The following is a 12,519-nucleotide window of genomic DNA, read 5'->3' as shown; positions in this document are numbered from 1 at the left end:
GGCCGGCTCAGGTGTAACGCTCCGCCAGCAATTTGGCGATCCAGTCGACAAACACCCGCACGCGCGACGACAGGTGTTTGTTGTGGGCGTACACCACGGATACCGGTAATGGCGCGGGCTTGAAATCCGGCAGCACTTCTTCAACGGCACCGCTCTCCAGCAACTCTTCCAGACCGAAGCGCGGCGCTTGTATCAACCCTAGTCCGGCGATGCAGGCGGCCAGGTAAGCCTCCGAGCTGGCTACCGAAATCTGGCCTGGAAGCTTCAGAAAACGCGGTTCGCCATCCTCCAGATATTCCCAGCCAAGGTCGCGTCCGGTGCGGCTGGAAAAATAATTGACCACCATGTGATGCTGCAAATCGCCCAAGGTCTGCGGCCGGCCCTGGCGATCCAGGTAAGATTTGGCTGCGCAGTTGATCTGTTCCATGCTGCCTATGCGACGCGCGATCAGGCTGGAATCGCTGAGCGGACCGGCGCGCACCACGCAATCGACCGCCTCGCCGATCAGGTCGACGAAGCGGTCGGTAGCGCTCAACTTGATCCGCAGGTTCGGATACTGCGCAAAAAAATCCGGCAACGCGGGAATCACCACTGTGTGCGCCAGGCGTTCCGGCAGATCGACCCTGATCACGCCGCGCGGCTGCAGTTGCTCGTGCTGGAACAGGGTATCGATATCTTCGAATTCGGCTAATAATCGGGTGCAGCGATCAAGGTAGGTGATGCCTTCATCGGTCAGCGTTACCTTGCGCGTGGTTCGCTGCAGCAGACGCACCCCGAGGTGTTTCTCCAGCGCCTGAACCGCATTGGTCACGGTTGCCGGCGGCAAGTTCAATTGCTCGGCCGCGCGGCTGAAGCTGCCCAGTTCAGCGACGCGTGAGAAGACTTCCATTGCTTGAATCCGATCCACGGCCGCTCCTGTTTCTTATTGTTAGTAATTTTCGAATAAAGAAATCATTTTATGCGCATTTATCAATTTGAGAGTGCGGACAATAATGTGTTCAACGCAGCCAGGTCTGGTTGTGCCTTTTCAATCGAATACGTGAAGTTACATGAAGGATGTCATTATGAAAATGCAAAAACTAGGTAATACCGGCCCGCAATCTTCCGTCATCGGCCTCGGCTGCATGGGCATGTCCGACTTGTACGGTCCGGCCGATGAAACCGAAAGCATCGCCACGCTGCACGCAGCAATCGATGCCGGTGTCAATTTGCTGGATACCGGCGATTTTTACGGCATGGGGCATAACGAGATGCTGATCCGGGATGCGCTGCGCACCCGCAATCGCGATCAGGTGCTGCTTAGCGTTAAGTTCGGCGGCATGCGCGATCCGGCTGGCAACTGGAGTGGTATCGACGGCCGGCCTGAGGCGGTGAAGAATTTCCTGGCTTACACCTTGCGCCGGCTCGGCACCGATCATGTCGATATCTATCGCCCGGCCAGGCTCGATCCGGCCGTGCCGATTGAAGAAACGGTGGGCGCTATCGCCGACATGGTGAAAGCGGGGTACGTGCGTCACATCGGTTTGTCGGAAGTCGGTGCGCAAACCTTGCGCCGGGCGCAGGCTGTGCATCCGATTTCGGATCTGCAAATTGAATATTCGCTGATGTCGCGCGGTATCGAAGCCGAGATCCTGCCGGTTTGCCGTGAACTCGGTATCGGCATTACTGCCTATGGCGTGTTGTCGCGCGGTTTGATCAGCGGACACTGGGGGAAAGACAAGGTGCTGGCGCCGAACGATTTTCGCGGCCGCAATCCACGTTTCACTGGTGATAATCTTGCACACAACCTGGCTTTGCTGGAAGCCTTGCATGTCATCGCGGCGGACAAACAGGCGACTGTGGCGCAGATTGCGATCGCCTGGGTAATGTCGCGCGGCGCGGATATTGTGCCGCTGGTCGGCGCGCGTCGCCGTGACCGCCTGGCTGAATCGTTGGGGGCATTGAATATTCAGTTGAGTGCCGACGATTTGGTGCGGATCGAGGCAGCCGTGCCGGCGGATGCAGTTGCCGGTGAGCGTTATGCACCGGTCATGATGGCGCATCTGGATAGCGAACGGCCGCACCCGGATTGAAGATTTCCCTGTGCCAGGTGCGGCACTATGCAGTGCAGCATGAAAGGCGGCGAGGCGTCTACCCGCAGGCGTCCCGATGGTCTTTGATGGCGCACCTGGATAGCTTCTTCCGCCTCCTCCATGGCTGCGATAATCGTGCGCGCCTTTTCCAGGAAGAGATGACCCTCTTCGGTTAGTTCCATGCGACGCGTGGTGCGGGTCAGGAGCGAGGTGGCCAGTTTCTGTTCCAGCCGCGACAATGCGCGGCTCAAGCCGGATGTGGTCTGGCCCAGCTGCTCGGCGGCGGCGCTGAGTGTGCCGCTGTCAACCACGGCGATAAAAATCCGCAGGTCGTCTGAGTGAATATTCATCGTTGAGTGTTGGGGGGCTAGTGGACGCCACCGCCATGGCTGCCAAGATTGGCCGGCGCGTCGTCTTCCATGCTGGCCAGGCCTTGCAGGATGCCGCAATCCTTGGCGGCTTGGCTCTTCTGGCATTGCTTGCGCAATTGCTTCAGTTGCGTCTGCAATGCCTTCAATTCGCTGATGCGGTTGGCGACATGCTCGATATGGTGGTCCAGCAAGGTATTGACTTCAGCACAGTTATCTTCCGGCAAGTCGCGAAACTGCAATAGTTTGCGCACTTCATCCAAGGTCATGTCCAGCGAGCGGCAATGGCGGATGAATTGCAGGCGTTCGATATGCGCTTGACCGTAAAGCCGGTAATTGCTTTGAGAGCGCGCTGCCAGCGGCAGCAAGCCTTCGCGTTCGTAATAGCGGATGGTTTCGACCGGACAGCCGGCCTGACTGGCCAGTTCGCCGATTTTGAGTGAAGTCATGTTCATGGTTGTTTTTTTCCTGTTGCTTCAAACTAAATCCTTGACCTTATAGTAGCTACAGGGTTTTAAATATGCAAGGAGTAATCAATTGCGTTATTTAACAAGACCCGAGTCAAGGAGAACCACACCATGGGCCGTTGTGAGCACGACCATCACGATCATCAACATGATCATCAGCATAAGCATGATCACCAGCATGAGCACGCTTGTGCACACGCCGGCACGCCGGCCGTCAGCCGCGCGCCATTGGTTGCCGGCGCCGAGCAGGCCGTGTTCCTGATCCAGAAGATGGATTGCCCGACGGAAGAAAAACTGATCAGGGACAAACTCCGAGGCATGGCCGGCATCGAGGCCATGCAATTCAACCTGATCCAGCGCGAACTGACGGTCCAGCATCGGTTGTCCTCGGTGGCCGCGATCGTCGCCACCTTGAAAGCACTGGACATGGAACCGGCGCTCAAATCGGATACGCTGACCGGCGCGGTTGATCTGACTGAAGGCATGGGCGATGGCGCTTTCAAGATATCCAGGAAAAAATGGTTACTGATGGCAATCTCCGGCATGACCGCAGTCGGCGCCGAGGTCGTGGCCTGGGGCGGTGGCCAGGAAAGTTCATGGCTGGTGATCGGCCTGGCGTTGATTGCAATCCTGAGCGGTGGCCTCGATACGCTGAAAAAGGGCTGGATAGCGCTACGGAATTTCTCTCTCAACATGAATTTCCTGATGTCGCTGGCGGTGATCGGTGCTGCCGTCATCGGCCAATGGCCGGAGGCGGCGGTTGTGATCTTCCTGTTTGCGCTGGCAGAAATGATCGAGGCTTTGTCGCTCGACCGTGCCCGCAACGCGATTAAAGGATTGATGGCGATGGCGCCGGATCTGGCGACTGTGCAAGACGCCGATGGCGAGTGGCGAGAAGTTGCCACCGGTGAAGTGGTGTTGGCTGCGCTGATCAGGGTCAAGCCGGGGGCGCGTGTGCCCTTGGATGGGCTGGTGACAGATGGCCAAACCACCATCAACCAGGCAGCAATCACCGGCGAGAGCATGCCGGTAGAGAAGCAGGCCGGCGATCAAGTGTTTGCCGGTACTATCAACGAGCGCGGCTCCTTTATCTATCGAGTGACTGCACTGCAGGCCAATTCGACCCTGGCGCGCATCGTCAAGAGCGTGCAGCAAGCACAAGGCGAGCGCGCGCCGACGCAACGCTTTGTCGATCAGTTCGCGCGCTATTACATTCCGGTGGTGGTGTTGGCCGCGATATTGGTCGCCACCTTGCCGCCATTGCTGATGGGTCTGACGTTTTATCCATGGTTGTACAAGGCACTGGTACTGCTGGTGATCGCCTGTCCCTGTGCGTTGGTGATTTCGACGCCGGTGACGGTGGTAAGCGGACTTGCGGCTGCTGCCAGGAACGGGGTATTGATCAAGGGCGGCGCGTACCTGGAGATGGGACGCAAGATCAAGGCGCTGGCATTGGACAAAACCGGCACGCTGACGCAGGGCAAGCCGCGCGTCACCGATGTGCAACTGGTGCAGCAGGTGACCGAATCAGCGGCCAACGTCGATGGCCGCCTGTTGTTGCAACTACAGCGTCAGGCAGCGAGTCTGGCCAGCCGTTCAGATCATCCGGTATCGGGCGCGGTTGTGGCGCATTGGCAAGCCTCGGGTCATGCCGAGAATTTGTTGGAAGTCGGTGCTTTCGAAGCGTTGACGGGTCGTGGCGTGCAGGGCGATATCGACGGCGAGCAATTCTATCTGGGCAATCATCGGCTGGTGCATGAAATGAATATTTGCAATCCAGCATTGGAGGCACGTTTGTCGGCGCTGGAGAGCGAAGGAAAAACCACGGTGGTGCTATGCTCGGCTTCGCAGCCTTTGCTGATTCTGGCGGTCGCCGATACGGTGCGCGATACGGCGGCGGAAGCGGTGGCCAGCTTGCATGCGATCGGGGTCGAGGCAGTCATGCTGACCGGCGACAATACACATACTGCGCAAGCCATCGCGGCGCAGGTAGGTATCAGCGATGCCCGTGGCGATCAGCTGCCGCAAGACAAGCGCGACGCCATCAATGCGTTGCGCCAGCGTTATGGTTACGTCGGCATGGTGGGCGACGGCATCAACGATGCGCCGGCGCTGGCGCAGGCCAATATCGGATTCGCGATGGGAGCGGCGGGTAGCGATACGGCGCTGGAAACGGCGGACGTGGCGCTGATGGATGACGACCTGCGCAAGATCGCAGATTTCATTCGTTTAAGTAAAAAGACGCACACGGTGCTGATGCAAAATATCACCTTGGCGCTGGGCATCAAGGCGGTCTTCCTGGTGCTGGCCTTGACTGGCGAAGCGACGTTGTGGATGGCGGTGTTCGCCGATATGGGCGCGAGTTTGCTGGTGGTGTTTAACGGATTGAGACTGGTGCGTGCATTGCGTACTTAATGCTTAATCATATATAGTCATTTGTAGCTGAGTTAAGGATGCGGTCAAATGACAAAACCACAAATAGAAGTCGTTTTCGATCAAGATACCTCCACGTTTACCTATGTGGTTTATGCTGCGGCGGGTAGCGAGTGCGCGATTATCGATTCGGTGCTTGATTATGATCCGATTGCCGGCCGCACTTCCACCGCATCGGCTGATCGTGTGATCGAGTTCGTGCGCAGCAAGGACTTGAAGGTGCAATGGTTGCTGGAAACCCACGCCCACGCCGATCACATATCGGCTGCACCTTATCTGCGCCAGCATCTGGGCGGCGCAATCGCCATCGGCAATCAGATCAGGGTAGTGCAGGGAGTATTCAAAAAAATCTTCAACCTGCAATCGGAATTTTTGCTGGATGGCTCCCAGTTCGATTATTTGTTCGCGCCTGACGAAGTTTTCCACATCGGCAGCTTGCGCGCGCAAGCATTGCATGTTCCAGGGCATACGCCGGCCGACATGGCTTATCTGGTAGAGCAGGATGTGGCGTTTGTCGGCGATACGCTGTTCATGCCGGACCTGGGTTCAGCACGCTGCGATTTCCCCGGTGGCAGCGCCAGCAGTCTGTACCATTCGGTGAGCAGGTTGTTGAGTTTGCCGCCGTCGACACGGCTGTTCGTATGCCACGATTATCCACCCGATGGCCGGGCTCCGGCCTGCGAGGCGAGCGTTGCCGAGCAACGCGCAAAAAACATCCATGTGCGCGATGGTATCAGCGAGAATGAATTCATCGCCATGCGTAATCGGCGCGATGCCACGTTGGGCTTGCCAACTTTGATGCTGCCGTCGATCCAGCTCAATATCTGTGCCGGTGTGTTACCAGCAGCAGAAGAGAACGGTGTGCGCTATCTGAAGATCCCGCTGGATGTCGTCTGGTGAAGTAACTAAAGAGCGGTGACGGCCATCTCTTGTATCTGCCCGGCGCCAGCTAACGATCAGCCGGCGTTGCGCCGGGGCAGCACGTAGATAAGAAGGTCGCCGATGGTCACTTTTTGACCAGCTTGAATCTTGCAGGTCTTGCGTAGTTCAATTTTGCCGTCGACCGCCACCACGCCGCTGGCAACCAGTGCCTTGCCGGCGCCGCCGCTGTCGCACACGCCGGTCAGCTTGAGCAGTTGATTGAGTTCGACGTAATCGCTGTTGAGGCGTAATTCCAGTTGTTGCATAGTATTCCGATGAGATAAATAAGTGTTCAGGTGTTGGCTGTGCGGTTCAACGCCAGCTGTGCCTGATCCAGCCAGACGTGCAGATGGTCCAGCAGATCCTGCTGACTGAACGAGCAGCTCTCTTCAGAGAACAGGCTGCCGGCTTCCAGTCGTCCGAGAAAATTTTCCGCCACTTCCGCAAAGCGGGGCGGCAGGGATGAGAGCAGCGCAGCCTGCGCACGCCAGGTTTTGCACAAGGCGGCCACGCTGCTGCCGTTATTGTGCAACGCGCTTACGGCATCGCGCAGTAGTTGAATGGTGTCTTGGTGCTGCATGTTGTAACTATCTGGTTTAGTGAATGGTTGGTCTAATGTGTCAGTCCCGCCAATACGAACAAGCCGATCGCGGCCGCGAAGGCAATGCCCCACACGGCCGAGCGCTGGCTAGGGAGATCTTTCAGGTACAAGACGGTATAGGCGATGCGGGCGATGATGAAGATCACTGCCAGCAAATTCAATATATTTTGCGCCGCATGTACCTGCTGCGCAATGATTACACCGGCGGCAAAAAACGGGAACGCCTCGAAATGATTACGATGCGCATAGTCGGCACGACGCCGTATTCCCGATTGTTTCTCCAGCCAGGCGCGCGGTTCGGCGTTGTTAAAGTCGGGGCGGCCACGCTTGGCGATCACGATCGTAAATACCGGCATCAATCCAGCTATCAGTACGCACCAATAAGCGATTGTCATAGGTATTCCCGGTTAATGAGACATTCTGAGACACTCCGTTAGAGTGTCTTTACTTCAAAAGTATTGCAGGATTTGACTTCGCCGCTGCTGACACCCTGCTTGAACCAGCGTACCCGTTGCGCCGAAGTGCCATGGGTAAACGAGTCCGGCACGACATAACCCTGTTCCTGTTTTTGCAAGGCATCGTCGCCGATCGCCGTAGCGGCGTTCAAAGCGCCTTCGACATCACCTTGCTCCAGGATGCTGCGCGCCTGGTTGGCGTGGAAGGCCCAGACTCCGGCCAGGCAATCGGCTTGCAGTTCGAGCCGCACCGACATGGCGTTCGCCTGTGCTTTCGACATCTGGCGTTCGGCGCTGTGGACCTTGTCCATGATGCCCATCATGTTTTGCACGTGATGGCCGACTTCATGGGCGATCACGTAAGCTTGCGCAAATTCACCGGATACATGAAAGCGCTGCTGCATCAATTGATAAAAGCTGAGGTCGATGTATACCTTGCGGTCACCGGGGCAGTAAAAAGGGCCGGAAGCGGTTTGGCCGGTGCCGCATGCGGTGCCGGTGGCGCCGGAAAACAGCACCAGGGTCGGCGGCGCATACGTCTTGCCATTGGCGCGGAAGATCTGGGTCCAGACGTCTTCGGTATCGGCCAGCACGGTGCGCACGAATTTGGTCTGCCGGTCTTCCGCCGGTGCCGCGCGTCTGGGCCCGGGGGCTTGCTGCGATTGCGTCTGCGGCTGGCTGACCGGGCCGCCGCTTAGCAGGCTGATGATGGTAGTCGGGCTGATGCCGAAGAAATAGGACGCCACCAGCGCAATGGCGATAGTACCAAGTCCGATGGAGCGGCCGCCGCCGAAACCACCACCGCCGCCACCGCCATCGTCACTGCGGCGGTCTTCGACGTTGTCACTTTCCCGATTGCCTTCCCATTTCATGGCTGCTTCCCCTGTTAATTGTTAGTTAGCAATTCTAACGGAATAGCCACAGCGGGCAACACATTGGTGCAAAACTACGGTCAGATATTGTGAAAACTATTTGATTTATTTGAAATCCCATTTCATCTGTTCGGCAATCGGAATGTGTTTTGCCGATTCGACGCAGAGTGGAATGTAGTCGGTGAAGCGTGGCGCTGGCTGGATCCCTTCGGCAAGCAGGTTTTCGTTGCTAAATACATAATTCAGGCCGGCAAACGCACCGTACAGCTTGAGTGCGCGCAGCAGCAGCCGATCGTTGCATTCCGGTACGCATTCACGCATGCGTGGCAGCAGGGTGGCGATAGCATCCGGCGTGATTTGCTTGTAAGTAGGGCCGATCGGCTCGATGCCGCGAGCGGCGGCCAGCGCCAGGTCGATTTCGCGGAACGATACGCTGGAGCCGAGTCCGGCCGAGATATGGAATACGTTGTGTGTCAGCGTATCTTTCTGGGCCAGGTCGATGATGGCCTGGGCACACCAGTCAACCGGCACCACATCGACTTTTTCATCGAGCGAGGTGGTCAGTGCGCCTAGCAATTGCCAAACCATGAAGACCCAGAAAATACTTTGCGACGGTGCGCAACCCAGCTTGGTGTGGCCGACAATAATCGACGGCCTGACATAAACCACCGGCAGGTCGGGATACATGTCGCGCAATTTCTTTTCGCCCAATGCCTTGGAGCGGGTATATGCCACCAGGTGCTCGCCGCCGAGCGGCAGGTCGATCCGTTCTTTTACCACGGCGTTGATGCCGGCGCCTTCACCGCAAGCCATGGCGGTGCCGATGTACATGAAGCGCTTCAAGGCGGGCCGCTGATGCATCAGCTTGCCGAGCGCCACGGTGCCATCGACATTGATTGTTTCGAGCAAAGGATGATTCGAGAAAGTAGCCAGCGCAGCTGAATGGATCACTATCGATACCCGATCCAGGCGCGGATCGTTGCTAACGCTATCAAGTTCCGACAAGTCGGAGCAAAGGATTTGATCGACGCTGATTTGTGCAACGTCAGCCGCACTCGCGCCCAGCAACTGCAAATTTTCGACAACCCTGGCGTGCGCTGCAGCAGGAGTTTCCGCCCGCGCCAACAGCAATAGATTTTTACCTAGACCGCGATGAATTGCTTCGACTGCATTGGCGCCACCTAGAAAGCCGGTCGCACCGGTCATCAAAATTAAATTATTCATGAAAGGCGTGTGCTCTTGTAACTTATCTAAAGTGAGTTGATGGTTGCCTGCTGTTTGGGCTGGCTACGGGTAGTTTATGACGATGGGTTGCTTGCTAAACCTGGCGACTTGACTTTTTGTTATGATTTTTCATGCGTCGCGCAAGATTGCAAATGCACATATAGACATCGTAACGCGCGATTCTATAGTAGGGTTGACAAACCGATACAAAGATTTACAAAAAATTTCATGTTACGAATGTGACATTCCTTTTTTGATTATCAAATTCGCATGCTGAATGAATGTTGCATAACATTTAAATTTGCTTTCTGTGAACTTTCGTCAGATAAAAAGTGACCAAAGGTTAAAGAAAGAACTACCGGGTCATATTATCGGGCAACGCTTTTGCCTGGGATGCCCGTTGGGAAGTCCTTCGGGGGGGGGGGGGCGTTCTACATTCGGTCCTGCCTTGTCCTGCGTTTTGTCCTGCGTCGATAGCCGTTATTCAGTCTTCGGTTTTCAGTCTTTAATCCTATCTCGGCATGACCAGGATGTGCGCGCGATGAACCGCCAAATTGGGAGTCAACATGTTCTATTGGATCGCAGCGCTGCTTATCGGCGCTATGGCATTAATGCAGTTGCGCGTCAGCGCCTGGTTTTGGCTGCTTGCCATCCTGCTCTGGATCGGGGGCGGATTCTGGCTGGCCGGGATCGGTCTGCTGGCAGCGATACTACTGTTGCTGCTGTTGGTGATTCCGGCCCTGATCGTGGCCGTCAAACCATTGCGGTACAGCCTGCTGAGCCGTCCGATATTGAAAGTATTCCAGCGCATCTTGCCGCGCATGTCGCAGACCGAGCGCGATGCAATCGAGGCCGGCACTACCTGGTGGGACGCCGAACTGTTTTCCGGCAAACCGGCCTGGGACAAGCTGCTTCAACTGGCGCCGCCGAAGCTGACGGAGGAAGAGCAGGCTTTCTTCGATAACGAAGTCGAGCAGTTGTGCGGCCTTGTCAGCGACTGGGACAGCACCGAGGTATGGCAAGACCTGCCGCCGCAGGCCTGGCAGTTCGTCAAGGAGAAAGGCTTCCTTGGCATGATCATTCCCAAGCAATATGGCGGCAAGGAATTCTCTGCTTACATGCATTCGCAAGTGATCATGAAGTTGTCGTCGCATTGTTCAGCTGCGGCGATTTCGGTGATGGTGCCGAACTCGCTGGGGCCGGCTGAATTACTGTTGCAATACGGCACTGAAATACAAAAGGATTATTTCCTGCCGCGGCTGGCCGCCGGCGAGGAAATCCCGTGTTTTGCCTTGACCAGTCCCTACGCCGGTTCCGACGCGGCGGCGATCCCGGATATCGGCGTGGTGTGCGTAGGCAGCTACGACGGCCAGGAAATGCTGGGTTTCAGGATCACCTGGGACAAGCGCTATATCACGTTGGCGCCGGTAGCGACGGTGCTGGGGCTGGCGTTCCGGGTCCATGATCCGGATCAATTGCTGACGACCGATGGCATGACAGACCTGGGTATTACCTGCGCGCTGATCCCGGCCAATCATCCCGGAGTGGTGACGGGGCGCCGTCACTGGCCTTTGAATGCGGTGTTCCAGAACGGTCCGACCTCAGGTAAAGACGTTTTCATCCCGCTCGACTGGGTGATTGGCGGCCGCGAACAGATCGGCAAGGGCTGGCGCATGTTGATGGAATGCCTGGCCGCCGGCCGCGCAATTTCGTTGCCGTCTTCGACTGTCGGTTTTTCCAAGCTGGCGGTACGTGGCACCAGTGCTTATGTCGCGATGCGGCATCAATTCCGTATTCCGATCGGCAAATTCGAAGGAATACACGAAATGCTGGCGCGCATGGGTGGCAACCTGTATCTGATGGATGCGGTGCGCAGACTGTCGGCGCTGGCGGTGGATGCCGGAGAAAAACCTTCGGTGATTTCGGCAATCTCCAAATATCACGTGACCGAGCGCGGCCGGGTCCTGGTCAATGCCGGCATGGATGTGTTGGGTGGCAAGGGTATTTGCATGGGGCCGAATAATTTCCTGGCGCGCAGTTATCAGCAGATGCCGATCGCGATTACGGTTGAAGGCGCAAATATCCTGACGCGTTGCCTGATCATTTTCGGCCAGGGTGCGATTCGTTGCCATCCTTACGTGCTGAAAGAAATGAGTGCCGCCGGCGAGATGGATCAAGGCAAAGCCCTGGTTGAATTCGACCAGGCATTCTTCGGGCACATCAGTTTTGTGTTCGCCAATTTTTCACGGACGTTGCTGGCCGGATTGTCTAGCGGCAGTTCGCCAGGTGCGCCGCGGGCAGCGCCGCAAGAGTTGCGGCATTTTTATCGCGCGGTTAACCGCATGTCGGCAGCGTTCGCCTTGCTGAGCGATATGTCGATGTTCATATTCGGCGGCGCATTGAAATTCCGCGAGCGCATCTCCGGACGGCTGGGTGACATACTGTCGCAACTGTACATGATATCCAGTGTACTCAAGCGCTACGAGGATGACGGCCGGCCGCAGGAAGATTTGCCCTACGTGCACTGGGCGATACAAGATGCCTTGCATCAGGCGCAGGAAGCCTACCTGAGTGTGCTGGATAATTTTCCGAATCGCATCGTGGCATTCCTGTTGCGTTTGATCGCCTTTCCTTTCGGCCGGCCTTACCAGTTGCCATCTGACGCACTGGACAGTACGGTAGCCCGGATCATGCAAACCAACGGCGACAGCCGCGACCGGCTGACCGCCGGCATGCACATGCCAAGTGCAGAGCAATCGCCGCTTGCCTTTGGCGAGCTGGCTTTTCAGTTGATCCCGCAGGTGGTTGCAATCGAAGCGCGGCTCAAGCCGGCGTTCCAGGCTGGTTCGCTGGCGTCCATGCCGCAAAGCCTGATCGAGATGCCGCACTGGATAGCCGCCGCGGCAGCCAGCGGCGACATCACCGAGCAAGAGCAGCAGGTGTTGCAGGACTATGCGCGTTACGGCGATACCAGTGTTCAGGTAGATGATTTCCCGCAGGATTTCAACCTGCTGGAATCGGTACAGAAGCGCATGCAGGCGCAGTCTCAGGCTCAGCGCTAGCGGGGGGCTTAAGCACAACAATCATAGAATTCAACAACGGAATT

Annotated in this window: 11 protein-coding genes and 1 pseudogene; 4 read left to right on the top strand and 8 right to left on the bottom strand. The window is 56.9% G+C overall.

The annotated features are described in order from the left end of the window. Positions 1-7: 7 nt before the first annotated feature. Positions 8-907, bottom strand: a complete 900-nt coding sequence (locus tag KHU29_RS16710) for a LysR family transcriptional regulator (RefSeq protein WP_211453959.1) — start codon at positions 905-907, stop codon at positions 8-10. A gap of 157 nt (positions 908-1,064) precedes the next feature. Here KHU29_RS16710 and KHU29_RS16705 point away from each other — a divergent pair, with 157 nt between their 5' ends. Then, a complete protein-coding gene (locus tag KHU29_RS16705; RefSeq protein ID WP_211453957.1) occupies positions 1,065-2,072 on the top strand; it encodes an aldo/keto reductase in 1,008 nt (335 codons plus the stop codon). Positions 2,073-2,080: 8 nt separating this feature from the next. On the opposite strand, the pseudogene KHU29_RS16700 reads toward KHU29_RS16705, so the two are convergent. Both KHU29_RS16700 and cadR read right to left on the bottom strand, forming a co-directional pair. Then, positions 2,081-2,422: pseudogene (locus KHU29_RS16700) on the bottom strand (LysR family transcriptional regulator); the annotation flags it as partial. A gap of 17 nt (positions 2,423-2,439) precedes the next feature. Then, positions 2,440-2,889, bottom strand: a complete 450-nt coding sequence (cadR, locus tag KHU29_RS16695) for a Cd(II)/Pb(II)-responsive transcriptional regulator (protein ID WP_211454044.1) — start codon at positions 2,887-2,889, stop codon at positions 2,440-2,442. Positions 2,890-3,018: 129 nt separating this feature from the next. On the opposite strand from cadR, the gene KHU29_RS16690 reads away from it, so the two are divergent. Both KHU29_RS16690 and KHU29_RS16685 read left to right on the top strand, forming a co-directional pair. Then, positions 3,019-5,322, top strand: coding sequence for a heavy metal translocating P-type ATPase (locus KHU29_RS16690; RefSeq protein WP_211453955.1), 2,304 nt, complete (start codon positions 3,019-3,021; stop codon positions 5,320-5,322). 48 nt (positions 5,323-5,370) lie between these two features. Continuing rightward, on the top strand, positions 5,371-6,240 hold the full coding sequence (locus KHU29_RS16685) for an MBL fold metallo-hydrolase (RefSeq protein ID WP_211453953.1): 870 nt from the start codon (positions 5,371-5,373) through the stop codon (positions 6,238-6,240). Positions 6,241-6,296: 56 nt separating this feature from the next. Here the strand turns inward: KHU29_RS16685 and KHU29_RS16680 are convergent, their stop codons facing one another. The 5 genes from KHU29_RS16680 to KHU29_RS16660 form a co-directional block, all read right to left on the bottom strand. Next, a complete protein-coding gene (locus KHU29_RS16680; RefSeq protein ID WP_092413611.1) occupies positions 6,297-6,527 on the bottom strand; it encodes an RNA-binding S4 domain-containing protein in 231 nt (76 codons plus the stop codon). Positions 6,528-6,553: 26 nt separating this feature from the next. Next, complete coding sequence (locus KHU29_RS16675) at positions 6,554-6,841, bottom strand: hypothetical protein (protein ID WP_211453950.1); 288 nt, start codon at positions 6,839-6,841, stop codon at positions 6,554-6,556. A gap of 32 nt (positions 6,842-6,873) precedes the next feature. Further along, a complete protein-coding gene (locus tag KHU29_RS16670) occupies positions 6,874-7,257 on the bottom strand; it encodes an MAPEG family protein (RefSeq protein ID WP_211453948.1) in 384 nt (127 codons plus the stop codon). Positions 7,258-7,295: 38 nt separating this feature from the next. Further along, a complete protein-coding gene (gene ypfJ, locus KHU29_RS16665) occupies positions 7,296-8,189 on the bottom strand; it encodes a KPN_02809 family neutral zinc metallopeptidase (RefSeq protein WP_211453946.1) in 894 nt (297 codons plus the stop codon). 105 nt (positions 8,190-8,294) lie between these two features. After that, complete coding sequence (locus tag KHU29_RS16660; RefSeq protein WP_211453944.1) at positions 8,295-9,413, bottom strand: SDR family oxidoreductase; 1,119 nt, start codon at positions 9,411-9,413, stop codon at positions 8,295-8,297. Positions 9,414-9,979: 566 nt separating this feature from the next. Between KHU29_RS16660 and KHU29_RS16655 the strand changes: the two genes are divergently transcribed. Further along, on the top strand, positions 9,980-12,475 hold the full coding sequence (locus tag KHU29_RS16655; protein WP_211453942.1) for an acyl-CoA dehydrogenase: 2,496 nt from the start codon (positions 9,980-9,982) through the stop codon (positions 12,473-12,475). The last annotated feature ends 44 nt before the right edge of the window (positions 12,476-12,519 follow it).

The sequence above is a fragment of the Collimonas antrihumi genome, assembly GCF_018304965.1.
Classification (GTDB): domain Bacteria; phylum Pseudomonadota; class Gammaproteobacteria; order Burkholderiales; family Burkholderiaceae_D; genus Collimonas; species Collimonas antrihumi.
The sequence above is the reverse complement of the archived record's forward strand: the minus strand, read 5'-3'. Positions and strand labels throughout refer to the sequence as shown.

Coding starts and splice junctions, on each gene's coding strand:
- cadR (WP_211454044.1), bottom strand. CDS start 2,889: ATGACTTCACTCAAAATCGGCGAACTGGCCAGTCAGGCCGGCTGTCCG.
- KHU29_RS16670 (WP_211453948.1), bottom strand. CDS start 7,257: ATGACAATCGCTTATTGGTGCGTACTGATAGCTGGATTGATGCCGGTA.
- KHU29_RS16705 (WP_211453957.1), top strand. CDS start 1,065: ATGAAAATGCAAAAACTAGGTAATACCGGCCCGCAATCTTCCGTCATC.
- KHU29_RS16655 (WP_211453942.1), top strand. CDS start 9,980: ATGTTCTATTGGATCGCAGCGCTGCTTATCGGCGCTATGGCATTAATG.
- ypfJ (WP_211453946.1), bottom strand. CDS start 8,189: ATGAAATGGGAAGGCAATCGGGAAAGTGACAACGTCGAAGACCGCCGC.
- KHU29_RS16675 (WP_211453950.1), bottom strand. CDS start 6,841: ATGCAGCACCAAGACACCATTCAACTACTGCGCGATGCCGTAAGCGCG.
- KHU29_RS16660 (WP_211453944.1), bottom strand. CDS start 9,413: ATGAATAATTTAATTTTGATGACCGGTGCGACCGGCTTTCTAGGTGGC.
- KHU29_RS16690 (WP_211453955.1), top strand. CDS start 3,019: ATGGGCCGTTGTGAGCACGACCATCACGATCATCAACATGATCATCAG.
- KHU29_RS16680 (WP_092413611.1), bottom strand. CDS start 6,527: ATGCAACAACTGGAATTACGCCTCAACAGCGATTACGTCGAACTCAAT.
- KHU29_RS16685 (WP_211453953.1), top strand. CDS start 5,371: ATGACAAAACCACAAATAGAAGTCGTTTTCGATCAAGATACCTCCACG.